Raw genomic sequence first — 24,806 nt, forward strand, 5'->3', positions numbered from 1 at the left:
AAAAAAAATGGAACTAGAACAACAAAAACAGGCGGAAGAAGCCGCCAGAATAGCAGCCGAAAAACGTCGTAAACAGGCTATTTATGATCATAATCTGCTCTCCGCGTATCAATCTGAACAGGACTTGCTCAATGAACGGGATGAAGATCTGCAATATCGTGAAAATCGCATTGAAATATTAAAAGCCAAACGCAAAGGCTTGCAGCAACGTCTGCAACAAGTGCAACAGCAAGCAGCAGATAATGAGTTAAGTGGATTAGGTCTTAGTCCCAATCTGCAAAGCAGATTAAAAGCCGCGCAGCAGGAGCTGGACAATAATCAGTCCAGCCTTCAACAGTTACAAACGGAAATTGATGCGCTCAATATGCAGTATGAACTGGATCAACAGCGCTTACGTGAACTGCTGGGTAAAGCGACTGCTGATTAAACCAACAAGTCCAGCTGGCTCATCAATAATTGATTTTCTGTATGGTTACCAATACTGATACGTAAAAACTGATCAATCCTCGGCTTTTTAAAGTGGCGAACAATCACGCCTTTTTCCCGCAATCCTGCTGCTAATGTCGCAGCATCCTGTTGAGGATGACGGGCAAACACAAAATTTGCTGCCGAAGGTAAAACATCAAACCCCAACTCAGTTAAAGACTGGGTTAACCATTCACGCTCAGTAATAACTTGTTGCTGACACTGCTTGAAGTAGGCTTCGTCCTGATAGGCTGCGACGCCTGCGGCAATTGCCAAACTATCAAGCGGATAAGAGTTAAAACTATCTTTTACCCTGACTAAAGCTTCAATCAATTCTGGATGGCCCACTGCAAACCCGATACGCATACCTGCCAGCGAACGTGATTTCGATAGCGTCTGGGTAACCAGCAGATTGGGGAATCGTTGAGTTAACGGGATGGCCGTTTCTCCGCCAAAATCGATATAAGCTTCATCAATGACCACCACACTGTCACGATTCATTTCTACCAGACGCCGAATATCATCCAGCGATAACAAACACCCGGTCGGTGCGTTGGGGTTTGGCAGAATAATGCCGCCATTATCACGCTCGTAATCGGTTATTTCGATTTCAAACTCGGCATTTAATGGCACTAAAACCGATTCAATTTCATATAACTGACAATAAACAGGATAAAAACTATAAGTGACATCGGGGAATAACACCGGTTTTCCATGCTTGAAAAAAGCATTGAAAGCATGGGCTAACACTTCATCCGAACCATTTCCCACAAACACACACTCGGCTGGTACCTTATGGTAATCCGCAATTGCCTGTTTTAATGGGCCACCGTCTGGAACAGGATACAGTCGTAACCGCTCTGTTGTGGCCATACGGATCGCTTCCAGTACCTTGGGTGAAGGACCGAATGGGTTTTCATTGGTATTGAGCTTGACCAGATTATGGCCGCGCGGCTGTTCACCCGGCACATAGGGTTCTAGTGAATGAACGAAATCACTCCAGAAACGGCTCATTATTTTTCCTGTAAACGATACTCAGCACTGCGAGCATGCGCTGTCAGACTCTCACCACGCGCCAGTACTGATGCAATTTGTCCCAGGCTTTGTGCTCCTTGCGATGAAACCTGAATCAGGCTCGAACGCTTTTGAAAATCATAGACACCCAGGGGTGAACTGAAACGTGCAGTGCGTGAGGTTGGCAAGACATGATTAGGCCCGGCACAATAATCACCTAATGCTTCAGGAGTATAACGTCCCATAAAAATTGCACCTGCATGACGGATTTGTCTGGCCATTTCCATTGGCTCATCCACTGACAGCTCCAAATGTTCAGGCGCAATATAATTACAGACCTCTACCGCTTGTTGCATATCCTCAACCAGAATCATGGCGCCTCGATTTTTCAGCGATGTTTCAATAATCGCCTGGCGTTCCATTGTCGGTAATAATCGGGTAATTGAATCTTTTACTTTCTGCAGAAACTCAGCATCAGGAGAAATCAGAATTGATTGAGCATCTTCATCGTGTTCAGCTTGTGAGAACAGATCCATGGCGATCCAATCCGGATCCGTCTTGCCATCACAAATCACCAGAATCTCTGATGGACCGGCAATCATATCAATACCAACGGTACCGAAAACCATGCCTTTGGCCGTGGCCACAAAGATATTGCCCGGACCGACAATTTTATCGACCTGCGGAATGGTTTCAGTCCCATAGGCCAATGCCGCAACGGCTTGTGCACCGCCTATAGCAAAAATACGATCAACACCGGCAATCGCTGCTGCCGCTAATACCAGATCATTTACTTCATCATCGGGAGTAGGTACCACCATGATTAACTCTTGCACACCTGCCACTTTGGCAGGGATAGCATTCATCAACACCGATGAAGGATAAGCCGCTTTACCACCAGGTACATATAATCCAGCACGGTCTAACGGAGTAACTTGCTGGCCCAATAAAGTGCCATCGGCCTCAATGTAGTGCCACGATTCCTGTTTCTGATGTTCATGGTACTGTCGTACACGATCCGCTGCCTGCTCCAGCGCCTGACGCTGCGCAGCCGGGATAGATTCCAGAGCAGCGGCCGCCCGAGTCAGAGGAATCTCCAAATCCGTCATCGCAGTGGCTTTAACACGATCAAACCGCTGGCTATACTCAATAACCGCTTGATCTCCGCGCTGTTTTACGTCCACTAAAATAGCTCGAACAGTATCTGTAACTGCTGTATCCGACACATCTTCCCAAGCCAATAGCTCAGAAAGCTTTGACCAGAAATCAGCTTGTTTGAAGTTTAATTCACTTATTTGCTTCATTTGCCTGCTCTTTTACTGCTTTGCGGATCTGCTCAATAAATTGTTGAATCCGCGCATGCTTGGTTTTCATGGATGCCTTATTGACCACTAATCGCGAACTTATATCCGCGATATGCTCCATTGGTATCAAACCATTAGCTCGTAAAGTATTGCCAGTATCCACCACGTCGACAATCCGGTCAGCCATACCCACCAATGGGGCCAGTTCCATTGAGCCATATAATTTGATGATCTCGACTTGTTGTCCCTGCTCGGCATAAAACCGCTTGGTGCTCTCAACAAACTTGGTTGCCACTTTCAATCGGCCCTGCGGCTGATCTGCATCTTTTTTACCCGCCGTCATCAGTTTGCAGCAGGCAATATTCAGGTCAACCGGTTCGTAAAGCTCTGCTTCCGGGTGCTCCATTAGGACATCCTTACCCGCGACGCCCATGTCTGCACCACCATACTCAACATAAGTCGGCACATCTGAGGCTCGCACGATAATCAATCTGACATCCGCTAGATTGGTTTCCAGAATCAATTTTCGGCTTTTTTCCGGATCATCCAGAGGTTCAATACCCGCCGCCTTTAAAAGGGGTAGCGTTTCCTGAAAGATTCGTCCTTTAGATAATGCCAGCGTTAACATTTCAGCCATTGGATGCCACCCTGGCCTGCGTCGGAATTCGGCGGATTCGCGCACCTAATTGCTGCAACTTCTCTTCAATACATTCATAACCACGGTCAATGTGATAGATACGTTCAACCTGGGTTTCCCCTTCTGCCACCAGCGCGGCCAACACCAGACAGGCGGAAGCACGTAAATCAGTGGCCATTACCGGAGCAGCAGTTAATTTTTCCTGTCCTTTACACACCACGGTATTACCTTCGATCTGTAAATTAGCACCCATACGCTGCATTTCCTGCACATGCATAAAGCGGTTCTCGAAAACCGTTTCAACGATGGTGGCCTGTCCTTCGGCAATGCTATTCAGGGCGGTAAACTGGGCCTGCATATCCGTTGGAAATGCCGGATAAGGCGCGGTGCGAATATTGACGGCCTTGGGACGTCGACCTTCCATATCTAAGGTGATCCAATCCTCACCCACTTCAATTTTTGCTCCTGCCTCTTCCAGCTTCAGCAACACCGCCTCTAATTGATTAGCATCGGTATCTTTAAGTTTAACGCGGCCACGGGTGATTGCCGCCGCAACCAGATAAGTACCCGTTTCGATACGATCAGGAAGAATCGCATAATGTGTACCATTGAGTTTCTCAACCCCTTCAATCTGAATGGTCGTTGAGCCAGCACCGGTGATTTTGGCGCCCATTTGATTAAGATACTTGGCTAAATCCACCACTTCAGGTTCACGCGCAGCATTTTCGATAATGGTGGTACCAGTAGCCAGGGTTGCCGCCATCATCAGGTTTTCAGTTCCGGTTACTGTCACTTGATCCATAAAGATGTGAGCCCCTTTCAGGCCTTTTCCGCTCGTGGCACGGATATAGCCGTTTTCCACTTTAATTTCGGCGCCCATCTGCTCCAGACCGCGTAAATGCAAATCCACAGGACGTGAACCAATCGCACAACCACCAGGTAATGAAACATCGGCTTTGCCGAATTTGGCTAATAATGGTCCCAGCACCAGAATCGACGCTCGCATGGTTTTGACCAAGTCATAGGCCGCTTCAGTAATGGTCAATGTCGAAGGATCAATTAGTACGCCGGAACGTTCATCCACGGTTAGTGTGACACCCATGCGGCCCAATAACTCCAGGGTAGTGGTAATGTCATGCAGATGCGGAACATTACCGATACGTACAGGCGAATCAGCTAACAATGCCCCCATCAATATTGGTAACGCAGCATTCTTGGCACCGGAAATACGGATCTCGCCATCGAGCGCGACACCACCTTTAATGATTAATTTGTCCATGAATTTGCTCTGGAAGAATAAGGGAATGGATTAGCGAGAGACACCCGTTTTGAGTGACAAGGCATGCACAGCACCACTGCTGAAACTGTCTCCCAAGGTCGCTTTGACCATACGGTGTTGCTCGATCAGGCTTTTTCCAGAGAATGACGGACTAAAAACCCGAGCATCAAAATGCTGGCCATCTTCACCAAACACCTCAACATCAGCATCAGGTAAGCCTGCTTCTATCATTGCTTTGATATCTGCTGCTTTCATGTTTCACCACTTAATTTATAAATTTATTGCAGAGGAAGAAGTTCTTCCAATCCGCTTGCTTCCGCCATCGCCAACATTTGAGTAGGCATATTAAAATAACGAATTGGTTTATTTAATTTCTCAGCTTGACGCATCCATTCAATCAATAGCGCCAAGCCCGCACTATCACTTCGTGTGACTTCACTAAGATCAACATCCAGAACGGCGATATCCGTAAATAACTCTTCGGTCATGTCGATCCCGTTTGCTGCCGTGTCAAACGTTAGTTCTCCCGAAACCAAAATACGTTTCGCGACTTCATCAAAAATCAGATTCATCATCTGGCTTTATCATTTCGTTTGGACAAGCTTTCAATTAACGCATCCATACCGTTGGTGCGAATATCACGATTGAAAGTAGAACGGTAGTTTGTGACCAAACTGATGCCTTCAATCTTGACGTCATACACTTTCCATTCATTATTTTTGTTTTTGTAGAGAGCCAACGCCATGGGAATAGATGGACCATTAGGCTGAACCACTTCCATCGACACGTTTACCCGACCTGTTTCAATATCGTCACGGAAAGGTAAAAAGCGAATCTCTTCGTTGGTGTATTCCAGCATTGCCGTTGAATACGTCCGGACTAGCAACAAACGAAACTCTTCCACGAACTTGGCTTGCTGATCAGCCGAAGCATCGCGCCAACTCCGACCCAATGCCAATCTCGCCATCCGCTCAAAATCAAAATGGGGGATGAGAATATCCTGAACCAGGGAGTAGATTTTTTGCGGATCACTTTGCAACTCTGCTTCATGCTCTTTAAGTGCTTTCAGCATATTGTCTGAGGCTTCTTTTACCAAAGCCTGAGGTTCCGGCATCGCCTGTGCGGAAGCACTAATCGTAATAAAGCCTAAAAACAGGGCCGTCAGGATCTGAGTGGAATATTGCTTGATTCTAATCATCTTATTCACCTTCTGCTGTGCTGTATAAGAACTGGCCAATTACCTGTTCTAAGACAACTGCCGGTTGAGTTAAATCAATAATGTCACCATCCTGCAGGAAGAAATCATCTGCCCCCGGTGACAAACTGATGTACTGCTCGCCTAATAAGCCTGCTGTAAAAATACTGGCAGACGTATCTATAGGAATGTTGTCATATTGTGGATAGATATTAATGGTGACTTTCGCATCATAGGAGTCTGGATCCAGTGAAATAGAGGTTACGCGTCCCACTCTCACTCCGGCCATTGTCACTGGAGAACGTGCTTTCAACCCGCCAATGTTCTGGAAGTGAGCGACCACCTCATAGCCTTTTTCATCGGTAAAGTCGCCTAGATTACTTACCTTCATTGCCAGAACGAATAATGCGGCAATGCCAGCAGCTACAAATAACCCGACAAGGATTTCGGTACTTCTTTTCGAATTCATTTAAATATCTCCAAACATCAACGCAGTCAGAACAAAGTCCAGGCCGAGAATAGCGAAAGCGGAATGGACAACTGTCCGCGTTGTGGCACGTCCCACACCTTCAGATGTTGGGGAGGCATCATATCCCTCAAACAAAGCAATCCAGGTGACAACAAAACCAAAGACAATACTTTTCACAACACCATTCAGAATATCTTCATACCAGTCGGTTTTGGCCTGCATTTGTGACCAGAAAGCGCCATCATCGACTCCGAGCAGGCCATGCCCAACCAAAAATCCACCCAAAATACCGACAGCACTAAATATAGCTGCCAATAATGGCATGGAGATCAAACCAGCTAAAAATCTTGGGGCAATGATGCGACGCATCGGGTCGACAGCCATCATTTCCATACCGGATAACTGCTCAGTACTTTTCATCAAACCAATTTCAGCCGTCAGCGCTGACCCGGCACGGCCGGCAAACAACAACGCGCTGACAACGGGTCCAAGCTCTCTGACCAAAGATAATGAAACCAGCACCCCGAGAGATTCTTCGGCGCCAAAATCGACTAGCGTATTATACCCTTGAAGACCGAGTACCATGCCGACAAATAAGCCTGATATCAAAATAATCAGAATCGACAACACACCGACATAGAATAATTGCTGAATAACCAGGGAAAAACGGAATACCGAACTTGGAACCCCTGCCAGCATCTGCATCAAGAAAATATGGCCTCGACCAAGTCGCTGAAAAGTATTAATACCCCAGCCACCGAGGCTGCGCAGCAGCTCAATCATCGTTTTTCCTCTGCATTCAACAGGTCTTTTTTAAACTCATTACCAGGATAATGAAATGGAACCGGCCCATCAGGTAAACCTTGTAAAAACTGTTTAACCCACTCAGAACCTGAATTCTTGAGCGTCTCCGGTGTGCCTTGTTCGATGACTTTGCCACCGGACAACAGATAAATCTCATCGGCTATCTGAGTGGTTTCAGCGACATCATGAGAAACAATGATACTGGTCAGCCCCATTGCATCATTGAGGCGACGGATAAGATTAACCAATGTGCCCATCGAAATCGGATCCTGTCCGGTAAAGGGTTCATCATACATAATCATCATTGGATCGAGAGTCACGGCACGTGCCAGGGCGACTCTTCTGGCCATACCACCAGACAGCTCTGCAGGCATCAGATCCCGGGCATTCCTCAAGCCGACAGCCTGCAGCTTCATCAGCACTAAGTCACGAATCATCGATTCGGGTAATTTGGTGTGTTCGCGTAGCGGAAAAGCTACGTTTTCAAAAACATTTATATCCGTCAGCAAAGCGCCACTTTGAAACAGCATCCCCATTCGCTTGCGCAATTCATAAAGCTTTGAATGAGACAGTTTGTGAACATTCTGACCATCGACTTCAATGCTGCCGCGATCGGGTTTGAGTTGGCCGCCGATGAGTTTCAGCAGAGTTGTTTTTCCGGTGCCGCTCGGCCCCATGATTGCGGTTACCTTGCCTTGGTAGATATCAATATCTACGCCGCTGAAGATAACTTTGTCTCCACGGTTAAAATGCAAATCCCTGATTTTGATCAGTGGTGCCATTATTTATTGCCGATATCAAATATAAAGACCGCTAATTTTCTTGAATCGCTGATACTAAGTCAAATCGCTGTGTGGAAAATCCAACCGGTATCGGCTAAAGTGTTGTCGCCATGTTCAGTTTCAGGAACTTGTACAGTCATCGTTGACTCGAACTTTCTGTAAACATTTTGGCAAATAACCGATCAAACGGAGACTTTTAAGAATGAAGAAATTTTTGCAAATCGTTGCAGCCACCGTTATTGCTTTACCTCTGGTAGCAACAGCTCACGGCCCAACTCGCCAGGAAGTTGATGAGAAAATTGTGATTAACGCAGCACCAGAAAAAGTCTGGGGCATGCTCAAAGACTTCAGCGCCATTGATAAATGGCATCCAGCAGTAGAAAAAGTTGAAATGAAGGATGATAAGGTTCGAGTTTTAACGCTGAAAAGTGAAGGCAACCCAACTATCACTGAAGAGTTGGAAAAAATTAATGACGAAAAAATGTCTCTGATATACAAAATCACGGATATGAGTGTTGTTAAGACGATTACTTTCAATAGTAAAGATACTCCTTATTACACACTGCCTGTTTCAACCTACAAATCATGGATGTTCGTAAAAGAAGTCGATGGTGGTACGGAAGTAAGATGGCGTGCTAAGTTTTATCGGTCTTTCATGGACAACCCGCCTGTACCAGAAGGTCAATCTGATGCTGAAGCGGTTGAAGCCGTTACAGCTGTTTACAAAAGTGGTTTGGAAAATCTGAAAAACATCATGGAGAAATAATGCGAATTTCTGCCAAGGAAAACGCATTTCTGAAAGCGACCCTTAATCGGGTCGCTTTTTTTGTGCTCACTGCTTTTAGTCTGACGACTTATGCCGAGCCCGCAAATTATGCGTTTATTACCAATCAACTAAGTAACGATATCAGTGTCATTGATATCGATAAACAAGTTGTTGTCAGTACGATCTCTGCGGGCAAAGCGCCTGCTGGAATTGCGCTGAGTCAGGATGGGCAAAGAGCCATTGTAACGAACCCTGACAGCCAGAATATATCAGTACTGGACGCGAAACAGTTTACTGAGATCAGCCAGATTCCGGTAGGCCAAGGCCCAGTAGGAATTGCCACCAATCATGATGGCAGCATTGCCTATGTTGCCGATTGGTATGAGCATAAAATCAGCGTGGTTGATGTCAATAAGCAACGAATTCGCCACCGCATTGATGTGGGTAAATCTCCCGCAGGCATCATTTATGATGAACCCAGAAATCGGCTTTACGTTGCTAATCGTGATGATAATACGGTGAGTATGATTGACGCGAAGAGTCAACAGGTTTTGGCTACAGTCGCCGTGGGTAAATCGCCGTTTGGTCTTGCATTAACAGCGGATGGTCAACGTCTTTTCAGTGTGAATGTTCAGGATAGCAGTGTCACGATGATTGATACGCAAAACTTAAGCGTCGCAGCGACTATCGCGGTTGGTGAATGGCCTTATTGTGCCGTCAGCAGTCCAGATGGCAAGTTTCTTTATGTGACCAATCAGGATGAAAACAGTGTCTCCGTTGTAGATATTGCTGCGGCTAAAAGCATCAACACTATTGATGTCGAAGACAGTCCGGAAGGTATTGATATCTCCGCCAATGGCAAGCATTTGTACGTATCAAACTGGGGTGATGACAGCGTTTCTGTCATAGATACCACTACCGGTGCTCGAGTTACTGATATCAAAACCGGAAAAGGCAGCCGCGCTTTTGGTGATTTTATTATCAGTCAATAAACTCTGTGACAATTCAGATAAATACGCTGGCGGTGACCGATCCGGCCTTAGATGATAAGGCGGCTTTTATCGCTGATCAGTATCAGCTTGAATTGACGCCTCTTGATGCAAATAGACCTCAACTGGTTTTAACCGATCTCAGATTGGAAATTCGAGCACCTCAGCTTGGTGGCCCGATCTTTATTGATTTTGCAGCCGGTAAAAATCAGCATCGGCGCCAATTTGGCGGCGGTCGTGGTCAACCCCTGGCGAAAGCCGTTGGACTCAAACAAGGTCTTAATCCCCATATTATCGATGCAACGGCTGGCTTTGGCAGAGATGCATTTGTCTTTGCCAGCCTCGGGTGCCGGGTGACGATGATTGAGCAGCACCCCTTGGTGGCCGCTTTATTAGAGGATGCACTAAAGCGCGGGCAGAGCGCTGCAGAAACCGCGCAGATTATTTCACGCATGCAGCTTCATCATGGCAATGCGATGAATTATCTGGCTACACTGAATGAAACCGACCGAGCAGATGTCGTTTATCTGGATCCGATGTACCCCGCCCGAGAAAAATCGGCGTTAGTTAAAAAGGAAATGCAGCTTTTACACCAACTGGTCGGGCCCGACAATAATAGCGAAGACTTGCTTAACCTTGCCCGTCGAGCAGCTTTGAAACGAGTCACGGTAAAAAGGCCCAAAGGCGCAGAATATTTTGCCGGGCAAAAACCGCATGTCAGCATTGAAAGCAAAAATACCCGCTATGACATTTATACGGGTTAATTTGCTTTAACGATGCTGTTTATCCAACGCCCTCAAATGGGCCAGCTTTTCAGCGATTTTAATTTCCAGGCCGCGATTCACCGGTTGATAATACTGCCGCTGTGGCATGGTTTCAGGAAAATAATTTTCCCCCGCCGCGTATGCATCGGGTTCATCATGGGCATAACGATATTCTTTGCCATAATCCAGCTCTTTCATTAACTTGGTTGGCGCGTTACGCAAATGTAACGGCACTTCAGCTGATCCAAAGTTCCTGGCGTCCTGCATGGCAGCTTTAAAGGCGGTGTATACGGCATTGCTTTTTGGCGCACTGGCCAAATAAACCACGGCCTGTGCAATCGCTAACTCACCTTCGGGGCGGCCCAATTTATCAAAACTTTCCCAGGCATCCAGTGCAATACGCAAGCCACGGGGATCAGCATTACCGATATCTTCAACAGCCATACGCACAATTCGCCGCATCAGATAAACCGGATCACATCCGCCATCAAGCATCCGACATAACCAATACAATGCCCCATCAGGTGAAGAACCACGCACCGATTTATGTAATGCCGAGATTTGGTCGTAAAAGGCTTCTCCACCCTTATCGAAACGCCGTAGCGTACCTGATAATACCTCAGCGAGATCAGTTTCTTCGACTTCAGTTTGCTGCTTGCTATCGGCAAGATCGATGGCAATTTCCAATAAATTAAGTACTCTTCTGCCATCCCCATCTGCGGCCTGTGCCAATTGCTCCCGCAACATCTCACTCATTTTAATTTCGCGGCCGGCAAGTCCACGAATACCATCTTGCATAGCCCGGTTAATAATCAGTATTAAATCCTGAATTTCCAGCGACTTTAGGACATAGACACGAGCGCGCGATAACAAAGCGTTATTTAATTCGAATGATGGGTTTTCGGTGGTAGCACCAATAAATGTAAAGGTGCCGTCTTCAACATAAGGCAGGAAAGCATCCTGTTGAGACTTATTGAAACGGTGCACTTCATCAACAAACAACATGGTTCGGCGGCCACGTTCCTGTTGCAATTGTTTAGCTCTGGTAACGGCTTCCCGGACTTCTTTCACACCCGCCAAGACGGCTGAGATACTGATAAACTCCGCATCGCAATAACCGGCAATTAATCTTGCCAGTGTCGTTTTACCGGTACCGGGCGGGCCCCAGAAGATCATGGAATGTGGATGCCCGGTCGCAATGGCTTGTCTTAAAGGTTTGCCCTCGGCCAGAAGATGTTGTTGACCGATATACTCATCAAGAGTTTGCGGCCGCATCCGATCAGCCAGTGGACGGCCGACCTGTGGATGCAGATTATCAAACAGACTCATTACGGAACGTCGCCCACCACATCAACACCTGGTGGCGCTTTAAATTCAAAACGCGAAGCTGGCAAGTCCGGATTAATTTGCAGATTTTTAAACACCAGACGAGTGCGTTGATCAAAACTATCGACCATCAGCATTTCACGAATACCATTTGCATCAAACGCCAGAGCGACGGTTTGATAATTGTTATCGGTTTCTTTGGGCACCAGTCGGACCCATTGCAGATCATCTTCTGATTCCAGCTCACGAATATGATATTCCGCTTCCGGCAGAGTATTGCCAGACAATAATCCAGCTGGTGTCTCAGCCAACGCTTCATCTTGCAATTTGACCGTGATTTGCTCTAAATCCACATCATAAAACCAGATCCGCTCTCCATCCGCGACGATTTGTTGTGGAAACGGTGTGTCGTAATCCCAACGAAACCTGCCTGGTCTGGATAACAAAAATTGTCCGGTGGCTTCTTCGACTACCTGACCATCGGTATCAATTACCGTTTGCTGGAAGTCTGCTTGTAACTCTGTCACTTCCTGAACAAAGTTGTTGAGTCTATCAACAGCTGACTCGGCCAATGCCAATGAGGGCAATATGAACCATCCAAGCATTAACAACTGTGATGCACAGCGTTTTATCATTTCTTTCTCCAAATAAATTCAGAATAGCTAAGACAGCAGATATGACCCACTAATTGCATTAGTTGCGTGGTGGTGGCGCCAGTACTTCCCTGCTGCCATTACTTTGCATGGCAGAAACCACACCAGCAGCTTCCATCGCTTCCACAATACGGGCGGCCCGGTTATAGCCAATTTTCAGTCGGCGCTGTACCCCGGAAACCGAAGCACGACGGCTCTCTGTCACAATCTGCACGGCCTGGTCATAAAGCGGATCTGTTTCCCCATCGCTGGCATCGCCAACGCCCCCACTTTCACCATCATCATCAGAATTATCCTGGGTAATTTCTTCCAGATAATTCGGCCCACCCTGTGTTTTCAGAAAATTGACCACCGCATGCACTTCGTGATCATCGACAAACGCGCCATGTACCCGTTCAGGTAAACCACTGCCAGGAGGCAGATATAACATATCGCCCTGTCCCAATAACTGCTCAGCACCCATCTGATCCAGGATAGTGCGTGAATCAATTCGCGACGATACCTGAAATGCCATTCGTGTCGGAATATTAGCTTTAATCAGACCGGTAATAACATCCACTGACGGTCTTTGGGTTGCCAGAATTAAATGAATACCGGCAGCCCGAGCTTTCTGTGCGAGTCGAGCAATTAATTCTTCCACCTGCTTACCCACCACCATCATCATATCGGCCAGTTCGTCGATGATGACGACAATAAATGGCAGAGTCTCCAATGTAGGAATCGGTTCTCCAGGTAACACTTCAGCCAATGGATCGGGGATCGGTTCACCACTATCGATGGCATCCTGCACTTTTTTGTTAAAGCCTGCGATATTACGCACGCCCAAGGCTGCCATCAGCGGATAGCGTCTTTCCATTTCAGCCACACACCAACGCAGCGCATTGGCGGCTTCTTTCATATCGGTAACCACCGGAGTCAACAAATGTGGAATATCTTCGTAAATTGATAATTCCAGCATTTTGGGATCTACCATGATCAGGCGAACATCTTTAGGTGTTGCTTTGTAAAGCAGACTCAGAATCATTGCATTGACCGCGACTGACTTACCGGAACCCGTCGTGCCCGCCACCAATAAATGTGGCATTTTTTCAAGGTTTGCCACCACCGGCCTGCCAGCGATGTCTTTACCCAAGGCCATCACCAGCGGCGATTTGCTGTTTTCATAATCACTGCACGCCAGGATTTCACGTAAACGCACCACCTCGCGAATTTCATTGGGAATTTCCAGACCAACGAACGGTTTACCGGGAATAATTTCTACAATACGTACACTGGTTATTGATAAGGCCCTGGCCAGATCTTTCGCCAGCCCACTGATACGACTGACTTTAATACCGGCTGCAGGTTGTAATTCAAAACGGGTAACCACTGGACCAGGTTGCACTTCAACCACCTGTACTTCCACCCCAAAATCTTTTAATTTCAATTCCACCAGACGAGATAAGGCTTGCAAGACTTCTTCGCTGTAACCGGCTGAAACAGCTTTAGGGAGATCTAATAGAGATAACGTCGGCATACCAGGCGCATCTGGCGTCTCGAATAAAGGTTGCTGTCGTTCTTTCTCTTCACGTTTACTCGGCTCTTTTACCTGTAATTGAGGTTCTAGCCGAACTTTCGCCTTATGCTGCATTTTTTCTTTCTGTGCGATAAAGCTTTCTTCACGTTGCTGGCGGGTACGTCTGACTTGCAAATTACCTTGCACCTCACGACTCCAGCGAGCTACATGAATCAGCACCACCATGGCCACAGCCCCGAGGCGATCAATCACCATGAGCCAGGATAATCCCGTGAATAACGTTACCCCGGTCAGCAATAAGGCCAATAATAATAAGCTGGTACCTGATGCGCCAAAAACCGATTCAAAACCATGGCCCACCACTTCACCCAGTACACCACCGGCTCCCAGTGGCAACAATGCTGCGTAATCCATCAAGCTCAAGGAAGACAGACCGCTGGCCGCAGCCAGCGCCATCACTAGCCCGACAGCTTTCAATACCCAGAAATGTAATGCATCATCGCCATCTGCCCGCTTGCCCCAACTAAATAAAAGCCAACCGCTAAAACCCACCATAAAAGGCGCAAGGTAAGCCGGGAAACCAAAACCATATAACAACGCATCAGCTAACCACGCCCCCACGATACCGCCCCGATTCGCGATAAGATCATCGGTTCCGGTAGTCGACCAACCCGGGTCAGTGGGTTCGTAGGTTATTAATGACAGAAGTAAATAAGCTGCCAAAGCCAGCGCCAGAATCAGTGCTGCTTCACGAAGTCTGAATCCGACTGCGCCAGCGGTGACATCTGTTTTATTTTTGTCGTTTGCCCGTGTCGCTTGTGCCAATGTGATAATTCCAATGAAGCCAATTAATTAAGAGCAAATTCTAACACAGGTTTTAACAAGTGATGCTTGTCCAAAGGTAAAGCAATGGGTACTCTAATCCATTCGTTTTTTATTCGATACTGGGAGACACTCTTATGGCGGACAGCAAACACTGCCGACTCTTGATTCTAGGCTCAGGCCCTGCGGGCTATACAGCCGCGGTTTATGCTGCTCGTGCTGCTCTGGAACCCGTTTTAATTACCGGTATTGAACAAGGCGGTCAGCTGACAACCACCACGGATGTTGATAATTGGCCTGGAGATGCTGATGGCGTTCAAGGTCCAGAGTTGATGCAACGCATGCAAAAACATGCTGAGCGTTTTGGCACCGACATTATTTTTGATCATATCCATACTGCGGATTTAAGCCAGCGTCCATTTAAACTCACTGGCGATGCAGGCGAATACACTGCAGATGCCTTGATCATTGCCACCGGTGCGTCAGCCAAATATCTGGGAATGGAATCTGAAGAAGCCTTTAAAGGACGCGGCGTTTCAGCTTGTGCCACCTGTGATGGTTTTTTCTATAAAAATCAGCCGGTCGCCGTTATCGGTGGTGGTAATACAGCAGTAGAAGAAGCATTGTATCTATCGAATATTGCTTCGAAAGTAACCGTTATCCATCGTCGTGACAGCTTCCGTAGCGAAAAGATCCTGAGTAATCAGTTATTGAAAAAAGCTGAAAATGGGAATGTCGAAATCCTCTGGAACCATACTTTGGACGAAGTACTGGGGGATGACGCCGGTGTCACAGGTATTCGTGTTAAAAGCACAGAAAACGATAATACTCAGGAGTTTGCTGTCCAGGGCGTATTTATTGCCATTGGTCACCAGCCAAATACGGCTATGTTTAAAGGCCAATTGGAGATGCAACACGATTACATTATCCTCAAAAAAGGCACGCAAACCAGTATTCCTGGTGTATTTGCGGCGGGGGATGTGTCCGATCCCATTTATCGTCAAGCGATTACTTCAGCTGGTGCTGGTTGTATGGCGGCACTGGATGCCGAGCGTTTTCTGGAAAGTGAAAAATAATACTAATTAAGGCAGGGATTTCTCTGCTTTTTTTATTTCCTAGGAGAGATAGCAATGGCCCTTTATCAACATATTCTAATTGCAGCGGATTTTTCCGATCATACTGATATGGTCATTCAACGTGCCAAAGCCTTGGCGGCAGCTAACAACACACGTTTGAGCCTTTGTCACATCGTCGAAGATTTTCCGTTAACCGATTTTGCCTATGAACCAATGATCAGTGTGGATGCTGATATGCGGGATGCATTACTCGATGCTGGTAAAAAACAGTTATCCGCTTTGGGCCAGAAATTTGATATAGCAACCGAGAATCAGTGGATTGAGTTTGGCAGTCCCGGCCGAGATATCGTACGTATTGCAGAAGAAAATAATGTGGACCTGATAGTCGTTGGTTCACATGGTCGAAAAGGCATCAAAATGTTATTGGGTTCGACCGCTAACGCCATATTGCACCATGCCCTTTGTGATGTATTGGCAGTCCGACTTCAGGATAAAAGTTAACCCAAAGAGGCTTTACGACTGTCGGCTTTAGGGTCGGTCTATCTTTCAGACCACCACTGGAGGTTTGTCAAACAAGGCGGAAATGATCGATGTAGCTGATCTGCATAAGTCATTTCCAAGGCAGTTGGACGAAAATAGCCGCCCTTCGCGTTGAGGCTGAAAGTGCACCACTCTTCGTTGCTCGTTGTTTATTTAAAATGATTACAAAAACGCCGGGAGCGTTTTTGAGCGTCAGCCCCGAAGGTGAGAGACATGAATGTATCTCACAAACTGCTCTCCTCGCGCCTGGATTGGTGCATTTCAGTCACAACAGAGGTGGCCATGAAAGATAGACAGACCCTAGCCCCCTTTCTTGCTGTGGCATTTATTAATGCTATGGTGGATCTGGGCCATAAGATTATTGTGCAAAATACCATTTTCAAGATTTACGATGATGCTGCACAAGTGGGCCTGACAGCCATTGTTAACGCTCTGATTCTCCTGCCATTTATTCTGTTATTTACGCCTGCGGGTTATCTTTCAGATCGGTTTGCCAAACCGGGCATCATGCGATGGTCAGCTCTTTCTGCCGTGATGGTTACCCTGCTGATAACACTTTCCTATTATCAGGGTTGGTTTATTTTTGCCTTTGCATTGACCTTTGTTCTGGCGGCCCAAAGTGCCATTTATTCGCCGGCTAAATATGGTTATATTCGTGAATTGGCTGGCAAAAATGAAATCGCACCGGCCAATGGTTTTCTTCAGGCAACCAGTATCGTGGCCATTCTAAGTGGCATCATTGTTTTTACCGTGCTGTTCGAATGGCTATTAAGCGGTCAGACTTATCAGAATGAGGCCGATATTATTCGATTGATTGCGCCATTGGGCTGGTGTCTGGTTGGTCTTTCATTATTGGAATTATGGTTAGCCTGGCGTTTGCCAGTAAAGCTATCAGGCCAATCTGACAAACAGTTCAACTGGAAAGCCTATGGGCAGGGCAAACAGTTAAAAACCAATGTTAAACTGGTTACCTCGAATCCTATCATCTGGTTTTCAATTCTTGGATTATCCTTGTTCTGGGCACTTTCTCAAACGATGCTGGCGGTGTTCCCCGCTTTTGCCAAAATTGTCCTTAACGAAGACAATACCATTGTGATTCAAGGCTTACTTGCCTGCTCAGGTCTTGGCATTATCAGCGGTTCATTATTGGCGGGTAAACTTTGCCGTCAACAGATCTATTTCTCGGTCATTTTAGTTGGTGCGATGGGAATGATAGCGATGCTATTTACTATTCCTTACCTCACTGCGGTCATACCGTTTGCTCTGAGCATAATTGGCTTTGGTTTTTTTGGCGGTTTGTTTATTATTCCGCTCAATGCATTAATCCAGACGCATGCTGATATCACTCAATTAGGAAGTGTTTTGGCTGCAAATAACTGGGTACAGAATCTGACAATGATCAGTTTCCTAATACTCACGTATATGGTGGCTAAAGCGAATACATCGAGCGCATTATTTTTAACATATTTACCCTGGTTGGCTGTTTTATTGATTGGTCCAGTGTTGTTCAAATTAAAACGCAAATTTGCTTGAATAAACCTCATCAAGAAGGATAATTTTGTGTCGACACCATCATCATTCCCACCTGTCTATACCGAGCCTTTTCATCAAGCCTCTGAAAATCTGCGTCGAACATTACCTTTTATCAATCAACATCAAACGCCGGTGAACCCGGTTAACTACGCTGTCTGGTATGAATATGTAGCAGGCACCAATCAGGAATTAAAAAAAGCCATCGATAGTCGATTGCAAAAACAACAGAAAATCACTGCTGAAATCACTCAACAGCTGTATGAAAAATATGTCTTGATGGGGATGCCGGAAAGGCTTGAGGCGACGAATAATGGTCTCAGACTGGTTGTTGACAATACGATAAATCAAATCAATAGAGTGGAACTGGCGGCAGATGATTTTTCTGAGGATTTAGCGGTTCAACAATCCAGACTGGAACGATCAGACGATATTTCTGAAATCAAAGGATTCCTTTCAGAAATTCTGGAAAATACTCGTAAACTTGGCCAATCAAGCAGCGACCTGAAACACGAACTGGCTGAAACCACCCAGGAAATTCTCAAACTGCGAAAAGAACTGGAAGCGGTAAAGCAGCAGGCTAAAACTGATAGTCTGACGGGTTTGTTAAATCGGGGCTGTCTGAATCAGAAACTGGGTGAACTTTGCCACAAAGGCGAAACCCTATTTACCTTTGCCCTGTTTGATATTGATAACTTTAAACTGGTAAACGACAAGTTCGGTCATTTACTTGGAGACCGGGTTCTGCAGTTTTTTGCCAGCCTGCTGAAAAAACATTGTCAGAATGAGCCTCATATTGCCGCACGTTTTGGTGGGGAAGAAATGGCATTAATTTTTATGGATATCCCTGCTCACAAAGCAGTACAAATTGCCGATGTCATTCGTCAGCAACTGGCCAACAGCAATCTGAAGAAAAAAGACAGTGAAGAAACTATCGGAACGGTAACGGTTTCTGTCGGCCTCAGCCAATATCAGCCCGGGGATACCACTTTGAATATCATTGAACGTGCCGATGTCGCTTTGTATGAATCAAAAGCGGCCGGCCGGAATTGTATTACGCTACGCTAGTCAGAATTTATAAAACTGACTGTTGAGATAATCCACTACTTGTTTTTGCTGAGCTGGAGTCCAGTTCACATCGGCTGCAATCGCGCAGTTTGCTACCCGCTTATTTAATCCATCCAGACTTTTCACTCCTCGCTCTGCACGAGTATATAGCGAATTTGGTTGACCACCGGTCAGCGAGGCATGACATTGCATGCAGTTATTATCGTGTAATTGTTTTCCCTGTGCCAGCGCTGTCGCGCTGACACCCAGAAAAAGCATTGCGATCAAATAACGCATTAATCAAACGGACCTTGTTTGCAATGCCGCTATACGCAGCGATGCAGGAGGATGCGAATCGTAAATAGCTGACACTAAAGGATCCGGTGTCAACGTACTGGCATTTTCCTTGTAAAGCGCCACCAGAGCCGTAATCAAATCATCAGCGTTAGAAACGGATGCGGCATAGGCATCGGCTTCAAATTCATACTTACGTGAGAGCGAGGTCATTAACGGATGCAAGAAAAAGCTGAACACGGGAATAACCAGCATAAATAGAATTAAGGCAATTGCATTATTTTGTGTCTCAACACCCAATCCAGTGTAAAACCAGGTTTGTGTTGAAGCCCAGCCCAATAATGCCAGACCGACCAGACTCATAATCGCCATCAACAGCATATTTTTGACCACATGCTTGCGACGGAAATGGCCAAGCTCATGCGCCAGCACCGCTTCAATCTGATCTTCATTCAAGGTATTGAGCAAGGTATCAAAAAATACGATACGTTTATTATTGCCCAAGCCAGTGAAATAGGCATTGCCATGTCCACTGCGACGTGAACCATCCATTACATAAATGCCTTGGCTTTTAAAACCACAACGTTGCAGTAGACTTTCGACCTTCTGTTTGAGGTCGGCATCATCCAACGGCGTAAACTTGTTAAATAACGGGGCGATAAAGGCTGGATAAGCCCACATCATCACCACAGCAAAAACCATCCAGGCAGCCCACAGATATAGCCACCAGAACTCACCGGTACTGTTCATTAACCATAAGGTTACCCACGCAATCGGTGCGCCAAGAACTAACATCAATAACATCTGTTTGCCAAAGTCACCTAAAAATAAGGCCGGGGTATTACGGTTAAAACCGAATTTCTCTTCCATTACAAAGGTTCGATACCAGGACAAGGGCAGTTCCAGTAGTGAACCAATTACCAGAAAACTTAAAATCAGTACCACTCCGGTTGTCATGGCAGACCAGCCCAGCTCTTCCCAGGCACCGGATAGCAGGGCTAATCCGCCCCCCAACGTCCAGAGAATCAACACAATGGCGCCAAACAAACTTTCACGACGCATTTGGGCGCCTTTGGCCACAGTGTAATCAGCAGCTTTTTGGTGAGCGGCCAAACCAATTTGCTCGCGAAATGCGGCAGGTACTTCATCACGATTTGCCAGCACATGGCGACGTTGACGTAATGATAACCAAATCTCTATCCCCGTCATCAGCGCGAGGGCAATTAAAAATATCCAGCTAAATTCATTCATAATTTTTTAAACCAGTTAGAATCGTATAAGGTGTCGTGTACATTAGCCTTTGATACAATCAATGGCAACATAGTTCACCTAATTCTGTAGCAATAAAAAGACGGAGCTCATGGCCAAAAGCAAACATAACCTGATCTGGATTGACCTGGAGATGACCGGTCTCGATACCAATAACGACTATATTATCGAAATCGCCACAATTGTCACTGACAGCGAACTGAATATTTTGGCAGAAGGCCCCATCATTGCGATTCATCAACCAGACACGATTCTGGCGGGCATGGATGAATGGAACACCAAACAACACGGTGGTTCAGGTCTCACCGAACGGGTTCGAAGCAGTGTTGTCTCCGTTGAACAGGCTGAGCAGGAAACACTGGAATTTCTGAAAAAACATGTGCCTGCGGGTATTTCCCCTATGTGCGGCAACAGCATCTGTCAGGATCGTCGTTTTATGGCGCGCTTGATGCCCGAATTGGAAGCCTATTTTCATTATCGCAATCTGGACGTCAGCAGTTTCAAGGAAATCGCGCGTCGCTGGGCACCTAAAGTTGAAAAATCGTTCAAGAAAAAATCATCCCATCTGGCGATGGATGATATCAAGGACTCAATTCGCGAACTGCAACACTATCGCGAGCATATGATCAAAGTGCCAGAATAAATTCGCCTTTATTGATTCATTATCATTCACGGTAATTTCACGACGCTCGCAGGATGATCATTACACTCAATTAATCTTGCGATTGTAATGGCGCATCTCAAACCACACTTACCGTCAAAACAGTGTCTCGTCTGTAAACGTCCATTCAGCTGGCGAAAAAAATGGCGTCAATGCTGGGAGCAGGTTTTATATTGTTCCGATAGATGCCGTCGCCAGCGTAAGCAGGTTAATAGTTTATGATCCCTTTATTCGGATTTCCGGAAAAAATGGTTTTGCTCGATTGTGAGACCACCGGAGGGAATACTATTCGCGACCGCCTCACCGAAATTGCTCTTATTGAAATCACCGATGGGGTTGTGACTGACCGGTGGCAAACGCTGATCAACCCGGGTATCAGCATTCCACCCTGGATAAGCAAGTTAACAGGCATTACCGATTCAATGGTGGTAAACCAGCCATCCTTTGCCGACATTGCTGAAGAATTACAACAACGCTTAGCCGATAAAGTCTTTGTTGCTCACCATGTACGCTTTGATTATGGATTTATTCGTGAATCATTTCGTCGAACAGGCATTATCTTTTCAGCCAAAACACTTTGTTCAGTAAAGATCAGTCGTCTGTTATACCCCGAGCAACGTCGTCATGGTATCGATGCGATTGTCGCCCGGCTTGGATTGACCATTAGTCAACGGCACCGGGCCATGGATGATGCCCAGGTGATTCTTGAATTTTTCCAGCAGACTCAACATGATTTTGATGAGTCCACTATCCAGCAAGCCTGTAAACAATTATCACAACAAACCCGTTTGCCCAGTCACCTTGATATAGCTGAAATCAATAAACTGCCAGAACGACCCGGGGTGTATCAGTTTTTTGATGAACATGGCGGCCTGCTATATATAGGCAAATCAGTTAATATCAAACAACGCGTCCTCAGTCATTTTGTACAGAATGGCAAATTGCGTAGCAGCGAAATGCAGCAACAGCTGCAGCATATCGATTTTATTGAGACACCCTCCGACTTTGGCGCACAGCTGCTGGAAAACCAGTTAATTAAAAGCAAGACTCCGCGCTACAACCGTCGGCAGACCAAAGCCAAACGACTGTACCAAATCGCTGTAACTATGGATGATAATGGGTACCAGCGCACCACGATTGAAATGGCTGACTTGCATCAGCCACCGGATATCAGCCAGCGTTATGGATTATTCCGTAGCCAGAAACAGGCTGAAAAAAAACTACTCGAATTGATTACTGAACATCAGCTGTGTCAAAAACTCTGTGGCCTGGAAAAAACCAAAAAAAGCTGTTTTGGCTATCAATTAAAAAAATGTGCTGGCGCCTGTTGTGGAGAGGAATCCGCATTGCGCTATAACTTGCGTTTGCAAATGGCGTTATCTGGTCTCAAAAATCAGCAATGGCCATGGCCCGGCCCGATTGTGATTACCGAATTGCCCGTTGATGGGGATTATACGGCAGCACATTTTCATTTGATTGACCAATGGCTCTATCTCGGCACCATTAAAAATGAGCACGATGCATACGAAAAGCTGCAACAGCGCTTTGCTGAACCACACTATTTTGATTTGGATGCCTACAAAATTCAGCTACGATTTTTGTTAAAACTGCGTCCCAAACAACTACAGATTGAAACCTTACGTTTACCAACCGAGGAGGCCTGATGATCACTACTCGTCATCGCATTTTAGGTTATGCCGGACTACTGCCTTTCTTTGGCCTGGACATGATGAGCTGGCTGGGCTTTTTATACGCAATCGACTGGCTACTCAGTTATGCCGCGCTGATATTCAGTTTTTTAGGTGGGTTACTCTGGTATATGAGCAGCGTTGAAAAGCTACCACGACATGTCGCCATAGTCAGTGTCAGTACAATGTTATGGGCCTGGTGCTGGTTATTATCACCAACCCATTACTGGCTGTGGCTGGCAGCCTTATCGTTTATCGGTTTACATATTTACGAACGGCAGCAACTGAGTGAAATTTATTCCGCTGAGCTGATGCGATTACGGGGTCATTTATCCTATGGCGCCGCATTCGCGTTATGGCTGGCGGCACTTTCGACATTAAATGTCTAAGTTGCGTTATCTCAATCTGATCCTTGGTGACCAGCTTGATGCCAAAAGTCTATTATTTGAAGACTTTAATCATCAGAGTGATCGCCTGTGGATGGCCGAAGTGACGGCTGAGTCCACAGATTATTTATCCAGTAAACAACGTACCGTGTTGTTTTTATCGGCAATGCGACACTTTGCTGAACAGCTCAAGTCAGATAATTATCCTCTGCTCTATTGGTCGCTAAGCGATAAACACAACCGTTTTTATGACGCCTTATCTGCCACATTGAAATTAGATTCATTTGAAAAAATCCGCTGCGTCTTGCCTGGTGATGTCCGAGTGATAAACGAGCTACAGCAATGCGCCAGGGATTTTAACATCGAGATTGAGTGGCTGGCCGATCAACATTTCATCAGTGAAAAAGGTGAATTCAAAGCCTGGCTGGCTGATCGCAAACAACCCCGCATGGAATATTGGTACCGCGAGCTGCGTAAAAGCCGGCAAATTCTAATAGAAGATGATGAGCCTGTCGGTGGTCAATGGAATTTTGATAAGGATAATCGCAAAAGCTTTGGTAAAACCGGCCCCAGCAAAATGCCTGAACCGTTGCTGTTTGAAGCCGACAACATCACCCGCCAAGTCATCCTTGATATGGAAAAATATCTGCCGGATCTCTACGGCAATATTGAACAATTCAACTGGCCAGTCACACGGCAACAGGCATCAGCGGCATTAAAGGATTTTATTCAGCATCGACTGAAACACTTCGGTGATTATCAGGATGCCATGTGGACTGATGAACCCTGGCTCTATCATTCACGCTTATCGACCTGTCTGAACCTGAAGTTGCTCTCACCCAAAGAAGTGATTGCTGCAACAGAACAAGCTTATAGAGATAAACATATTCCCCTGAATGCCGCTGAGGGCTTTATTCGGCAGATTCTTGGCTGGCGCGAATATGTACGAGGTCTCTACTGGAGCTATCGTGATGACTGGCTAAAAATGAATGCCCTCAATGCCCGACGAAACCTGCCAGCTTTATATTGGGATGCCGGAACTGACATGACCTGCCTGCATCAGAGTGTTAAACAAGTCCTGGATCATGGTTATGGTCATCATATTCAACGGCTGATGGTGACTGGCTTGTTTGCCTTGTTATGGGGTGTTAAACCTAAAGCGATTCACGAGTGGTATTTGGCAATGTATGTCGATGCCGTTGCCTGGGTGGAAATCCCCAATACACTGGGCATGAGCCAATATGCTGATGGTGGCATCGTCGGGTCCAAACCTTATATTGCCAGCGGCGCCTATATCAATCGCATGTCCAATTACTGCCAGTCCTGCCCTTTTGATCCCAAACAGGCCAGTGGTGACAATGCCTGTCCCATCACCACACTGTATTGGCATTTTGTCGACCGGCATCAGGACTTGCTCAGCAAAAATCCTCGCCTCGGCATGCAGGTCAAAAACTGGTACAACAAATCTCAAGATGAACAACAGGCCATCAGTCAGCGTGCTGAATACCTGTTCAGAAACTTACCGTAAGG

At 46.2% G+C, this 24,806-nt stretch carries 27 protein-coding genes and 1 pseudogene; 13 read left to right on the forward strand and 15 right to left on the reverse strand.

Annotated elements, in window-relative coordinates:
- Positions 1-427 (forward strand): annotated as a pseudogene (locus tag LGT40_RS06085) (DUF4124 domain-containing protein); the annotation flags it as partial.
- Here the strand turns inward: LGT40_RS06085 and hisC are convergent.
- The 10 genes from hisC to LGT40_RS06135 are packed head-to-tail and all read right to left on the reverse strand — an operon-like array spanning position 424 to position 7,949.
- Entirely contained in the window at positions 424-1,479 is a 1,056-nt protein-coding gene (gene hisC / locus LGT40_RS06090) for a histidinol-phosphate transaminase (RefSeq protein WP_226071535.1), read from the reverse strand. The pseudogene LGT40_RS06085 and the gene hisC sit on opposite strands and share 4 nt — an antisense overlap.
- A complete protein-coding gene (gene hisD / locus LGT40_RS06095; protein WP_226071533.1) occupies positions 1,479-2,783 on the reverse strand; it encodes a histidinol dehydrogenase in 1,305 nt (434 codons plus the stop codon). The genes hisC and hisD overlap by 1 nt, the downstream gene beginning before the upstream one ends.
- Positions 2,767-3,420, reverse strand: coding sequence for an ATP phosphoribosyltransferase (gene hisG, locus LGT40_RS06100; RefSeq protein WP_226071532.1), 654 nt, complete (start codon positions 3,418-3,420; stop codon positions 2,767-2,769). The genes hisD and hisG overlap by 17 nt, the downstream gene beginning before the upstream one ends.
- Positions 3,413-4,699: a UDP-N-acetylglucosamine 1-carboxyvinyltransferase gene (gene murA, locus LGT40_RS06105; RefSeq protein ID WP_226071531.1), complete on the reverse strand. Its 1,287-nt coding sequence runs from the start codon at positions 4,697-4,699 to the stop codon at positions 3,413-3,415. Before murA ends, hisG begins: the two co-directional genes overlap by 8 nt.
- 30 nt (positions 4,700-4,729) lie before the next feature.
- Positions 4,730-4,954, reverse strand: a complete 225-nt coding sequence (locus tag LGT40_RS06110; protein ID WP_226071530.1) for a BolA family protein — start codon at positions 4,952-4,954, stop codon at positions 4,730-4,732.
- Positions 4,955-4,977: 23 nt separating this feature from the next.
- Entirely contained in the window at positions 4,978-5,274 is a 297-nt protein-coding gene (locus LGT40_RS06115) for an STAS domain-containing protein (protein ID WP_226071529.1), read from the reverse strand.
- Positions 5,271-5,897 carry an MlaC/ttg2D family ABC transporter substrate-binding protein gene (locus LGT40_RS06120; protein WP_226071528.1) on the reverse strand — a complete coding sequence of 209 codons (627 nt, stop codon included), beginning with the start codon at positions 5,895-5,897 and terminating at the stop codon, positions 5,271-5,273. Before LGT40_RS06120 ends, LGT40_RS06115 begins: the two co-directional genes overlap by 4 nt.
- A gap of 1 nt (position 5,898) precedes the next feature.
- Positions 5,899-6,363 (reverse strand): outer membrane lipid asymmetry maintenance protein MlaD, encoded by a 465-nt coding sequence (gene mlaD / locus LGT40_RS06125; RefSeq protein WP_226071527.1) that lies wholly within the window; start codon positions 6,361-6,363, stop codon positions 5,899-5,901.
- Positions 6,364-7,146 carry a lipid asymmetry maintenance ABC transporter permease subunit MlaE gene (mlaE, locus tag LGT40_RS06130; protein WP_226071526.1) on the reverse strand — a complete coding sequence of 261 codons (783 nt, stop codon included), beginning with the start codon at positions 7,144-7,146 and terminating at the stop codon, positions 6,364-6,366. It lies immediately after the preceding gene.
- Positions 7,143-7,949, reverse strand: a complete 807-nt coding sequence (locus tag LGT40_RS06135) for an ABC transporter ATP-binding protein (protein ID WP_226071524.1) — start codon at positions 7,947-7,949, stop codon at positions 7,143-7,145. Before LGT40_RS06135 ends, mlaE begins: the two co-directional genes overlap by 4 nt.
- 202 nt (positions 7,950-8,151) lie before the next feature.
- Between LGT40_RS06135 and LGT40_RS06140 the strand changes: the two genes are divergently transcribed.
- From LGT40_RS06140 to LGT40_RS06150, 3 genes are read left to right on the forward strand one after another with little or no spacing between them, the layout of a single operon-like run.
- On the forward strand, positions 8,152-8,715 hold the full coding sequence (locus tag LGT40_RS06140; protein ID WP_226071523.1) for an SRPBCC family protein: 564 nt from the start codon (positions 8,152-8,154) through the stop codon (positions 8,713-8,715).
- Positions 8,715-9,707, forward strand: coding sequence for a YVTN family beta-propeller repeat protein (locus tag LGT40_RS06145; protein WP_226071522.1), 993 nt, complete (start codon positions 8,715-8,717; stop codon positions 9,705-9,707). Before LGT40_RS06140 ends, LGT40_RS06145 begins: the two co-directional genes overlap by 1 nt.
- A gap of 5 nt (positions 9,708-9,712) precedes the next feature.
- Positions 9,713-10,468 carry a class I SAM-dependent methyltransferase gene (locus LGT40_RS06150; RefSeq protein ID WP_226071521.1) on the forward strand — a complete coding sequence of 252 codons (756 nt, stop codon included), beginning with the start codon at positions 9,713-9,715 and terminating at the stop codon, positions 10,466-10,468.
- Positions 10,469-10,474: 6 nt separating this feature from the next.
- Here the strand turns inward: LGT40_RS06150 and LGT40_RS06155 are convergent, their stop codons facing one another.
- The 3 genes from LGT40_RS06155 to LGT40_RS06165 are packed head-to-tail and all read right to left on the reverse strand — an operon-like array spanning position 10,475 to position 14,788.
- Positions 10,475-11,797, reverse strand: a complete 1,323-nt coding sequence (locus LGT40_RS06155; RefSeq protein ID WP_226071520.1) for a replication-associated recombination protein A — start codon at positions 11,795-11,797, stop codon at positions 10,475-10,477.
- A complete protein-coding gene (gene lolA / locus LGT40_RS06160) occupies positions 11,797-12,429 on the reverse strand; it encodes an outer membrane lipoprotein periplasmic chaperone LolA (protein ID WP_226071519.1) in 633 nt (210 codons plus the stop codon). The genes LGT40_RS06155 and lolA overlap by 1 nt, the downstream gene beginning before the upstream one ends.
- 58 nt (positions 12,430-12,487) lie before the next feature.
- Positions 12,488-14,788, reverse strand: a complete 2,301-nt coding sequence (locus LGT40_RS06165; protein WP_226071518.1) for a DNA translocase FtsK — start codon at positions 14,786-14,788, stop codon at positions 12,488-12,490.
- Positions 14,789-14,922: 134 nt separating this feature from the next.
- Here LGT40_RS06165 and trxB point away from each other — a divergent pair, with 134 nt between their 5' ends.
- From trxB to LGT40_RS06185, 4 genes are all read left to right on the forward strand, one after another.
- Positions 14,923-15,861, forward strand: coding sequence for a thioredoxin-disulfide reductase (trxB, locus tag LGT40_RS06170; protein WP_226071517.1), 939 nt, complete (start codon positions 14,923-14,925; stop codon positions 15,859-15,861).
- A gap of 54 nt (positions 15,862-15,915) precedes the next feature.
- Entirely contained in the window at positions 15,916-16,362 is a 447-nt protein-coding gene (locus LGT40_RS06175) for a universal stress protein (RefSeq protein WP_226071516.1), read from the forward strand.
- 252 nt (positions 16,363-16,614) lie between these two features.
- Positions 16,615-17,934 carry an MFS transporter gene (locus LGT40_RS06180; RefSeq protein WP_226071514.1) on the forward strand — a complete coding sequence of 440 codons (1,320 nt, stop codon included), beginning with the start codon at positions 16,615-16,617 and terminating at the stop codon, positions 17,932-17,934.
- Between the two features lie 27 nt (positions 17,935-17,961).
- Positions 17,962-18,999: a GGDEF domain-containing protein gene (locus tag LGT40_RS06185; RefSeq protein ID WP_226071512.1), complete on the forward strand. Its 1,038-nt coding sequence runs from the start codon at positions 17,962-17,964 to the stop codon at positions 18,997-18,999.
- On the opposite strand, the gene LGT40_RS06190 is transcribed toward LGT40_RS06185, so the two are convergent.
- Both LGT40_RS06190 and LGT40_RS06195 read right to left on the reverse strand, forming a co-directional pair.
- Complete coding sequence (locus tag LGT40_RS06190) at positions 19,000-19,275, reverse strand: cytochrome c (RefSeq protein ID WP_226071510.1); 276 nt, start codon at positions 19,273-19,275, stop codon at positions 19,000-19,002.
- A 3-nt stretch (positions 19,276-19,278) separates the two neighbouring features.
- Entirely contained in the window at positions 19,279-20,523 is a 1,245-nt protein-coding gene (locus LGT40_RS06195) for a M48 family metallopeptidase (RefSeq protein WP_226071509.1), read from the reverse strand.
- A 109-nt stretch (positions 20,524-20,632) separates the two neighbouring features.
- Between LGT40_RS06195 and orn the strand changes: the two genes are divergently transcribed.
- From orn to LGT40_RS06220, 5 genes are all read left to right on the forward strand, one after another.
- A complete protein-coding gene (gene orn, locus LGT40_RS06200; protein ID WP_226071508.1) occupies positions 20,633-21,184 on the forward strand; it encodes an oligoribonuclease in 552 nt (183 codons plus the stop codon).
- Positions 21,185-21,271: 87 nt separating this feature from the next.
- Positions 21,272-21,424, forward strand: coding sequence for a DUF2256 domain-containing protein (locus LGT40_RS06205; RefSeq protein ID WP_226071507.1), 153 nt, complete (start codon positions 21,272-21,274; stop codon positions 21,422-21,424).
- The gene (locus tag LGT40_RS06210; protein ID WP_226071506.1) at positions 21,421-22,866 is read left to right on the forward strand and encodes an exonuclease domain-containing protein; all 1,446 of its coding nucleotides are present in this window, start codon (positions 21,421-21,423) and stop codon (positions 22,864-22,866) included. The genes LGT40_RS06205 and LGT40_RS06210 overlap by 4 nt, the downstream gene beginning before the upstream one ends.
- Positions 22,866-23,279: a DUF3429 domain-containing protein gene (locus LGT40_RS06215; protein WP_226071505.1), complete on the forward strand. Its 414-nt coding sequence runs from the start codon at positions 22,866-22,868 to the stop codon at positions 23,277-23,279. The genes LGT40_RS06210 and LGT40_RS06215 overlap by 1 nt, the downstream gene beginning before the upstream one ends.
- Positions 23,272-24,804: a cryptochrome/photolyase family protein gene (locus LGT40_RS06220; RefSeq protein WP_226071504.1), complete on the forward strand. Its 1,533-nt coding sequence runs from the start codon at positions 23,272-23,274 to the stop codon at positions 24,802-24,804. Before LGT40_RS06215 ends, LGT40_RS06220 begins: the two co-directional genes overlap by 8 nt.
- Positions 24,805-24,806: the final 2 nt, after the last annotated feature.

The organism is Methylophaga pinxianii (assembly GCF_020447225.1).
Taxonomy (GTDB): domain Bacteria; phylum Pseudomonadota; class Gammaproteobacteria; order Nitrosococcales; family Methylophagaceae; genus Methylophaga; species Methylophaga pinxianii.

Excerpts from the sequence above, each read along its gene's own strand:
- hisC (WP_226071535.1), bottom strand. The coding sequence starts at position 1,479 with ATGAGCCGTTTCTGGAGTGATTTCGTTCATTCACTAGAACCCTATGTG.
- hisD (WP_226071533.1), bottom strand. The coding sequence starts at position 2,783 with ATGAAGCAAATAAGTGAATTAAACTTCAAACAAGCTGATTTCTGGTCA.
- hisG (WP_226071532.1), bottom strand. The coding sequence starts at position 3,420 with ATGGCTGAAATGTTAACGCTGGCATTATCTAAAGGACGAATCTTTCAG.
- murA (WP_226071531.1), bottom strand. The coding sequence starts at position 4,699 with ATGGACAAATTAATCATTAAAGGTGGTGTCGCGCTCGATGGCGAGATC.
- LGT40_RS06110 (WP_226071530.1), bottom strand. The coding sequence starts at position 4,954 with ATGAAAGCAGCAGATATCAAAGCAATGATAGAAGCAGGCTTACCTGAT.
- LGT40_RS06115 (WP_226071529.1), bottom strand. The coding sequence starts at position 5,274 with ATGATGAATCTGATTTTTGATGAAGTCGCGAAACGTATTTTGGTTTCG.
- LGT40_RS06120 (WP_226071528.1), bottom strand. The coding sequence starts at position 5,897 with ATGATTAGAATCAAGCAATATTCCACTCAGATCCTGACGGCCCTGTTT.
- mlaD (WP_226071527.1), bottom strand. The coding sequence starts at position 6,363 with ATGAATTCGAAAAGAAGTACCGAAATCCTTGTCGGGTTATTTGTAGCT.
- mlaE (WP_226071526.1), bottom strand. The coding sequence starts at position 7,146 with ATGATTGAGCTGCTGCGCAGCCTCGGTGGCTGGGGTATTAATACTTTT.
- LGT40_RS06135 (WP_226071524.1), bottom strand. The coding sequence starts at position 7,949 with ATGGCACCACTGATCAAAATCAGGGATTTGCATTTTAACCGTGGAGAC.
- LGT40_RS06140 (WP_226071523.1), top strand. The coding sequence starts at position 8,152 with ATGAAGAAATTTTTGCAAATCGTTGCAGCCACCGTTATTGCTTTACCT.
- LGT40_RS06145 (WP_226071522.1), top strand. The coding sequence starts at position 8,715 with ATGCGAATTTCTGCCAAGGAAAACGCATTTCTGAAAGCGACCCTTAAT.
- LGT40_RS06155 (WP_226071520.1), bottom strand. The coding sequence starts at position 11,797 with ATGAGTCTGTTTGATAATCTGCATCCACAGGTCGGCCGTCCACTGGCT.
- lolA (WP_226071519.1), bottom strand. The coding sequence starts at position 12,429 with ATGATAAAACGCTGTGCATCACAGTTGTTAATGCTTGGATGGTTCATA.
- trxB (WP_226071517.1), top strand. The coding sequence starts at position 14,923 with ATGGCGGACAGCAAACACTGCCGACTCTTGATTCTAGGCTCAGGCCCT.
- LGT40_RS06175 (WP_226071516.1), top strand. The coding sequence starts at position 15,916 with ATGGCCCTTTATCAACATATTCTAATTGCAGCGGATTTTTCCGATCAT.
- LGT40_RS06180 (WP_226071514.1), top strand. The coding sequence starts at position 16,615 with ATGAATGTATCTCACAAACTGCTCTCCTCGCGCCTGGATTGGTGCATT.
- LGT40_RS06190 (WP_226071510.1), bottom strand. The coding sequence starts at position 19,275 with ATGCGTTATTTGATCGCAATGCTTTTTCTGGGTGTCAGCGCGACAGCG.
- LGT40_RS06195 (WP_226071509.1), bottom strand. The coding sequence starts at position 20,523 with ATGAATGAATTTAGCTGGATATTTTTAATTGCCCTCGCGCTGATGACG.
- orn (WP_226071508.1), top strand. The coding sequence starts at position 20,633 with ATGGCCAAAAGCAAACATAACCTGATCTGGATTGACCTGGAGATGACC.
- LGT40_RS06205 (WP_226071507.1), top strand. The coding sequence starts at position 21,272 with ATGGCGCATCTCAAACCACACTTACCGTCAAAACAGTGTCTCGTCTGT.
- LGT40_RS06210 (WP_226071506.1), top strand. The coding sequence starts at position 21,421 with ATGATCCCTTTATTCGGATTTCCGGAAAAAATGGTTTTGCTCGATTGT.
- LGT40_RS06215 (WP_226071505.1), top strand. The coding sequence starts at position 22,866 with ATGATCACTACTCGTCATCGCATTTTAGGTTATGCCGGACTACTGCCT.
- LGT40_RS06220 (WP_226071504.1), top strand. The coding sequence starts at position 23,272 with ATGTCTAAGTTGCGTTATCTCAATCTGATCCTTGGTGACCAGCTTGAT.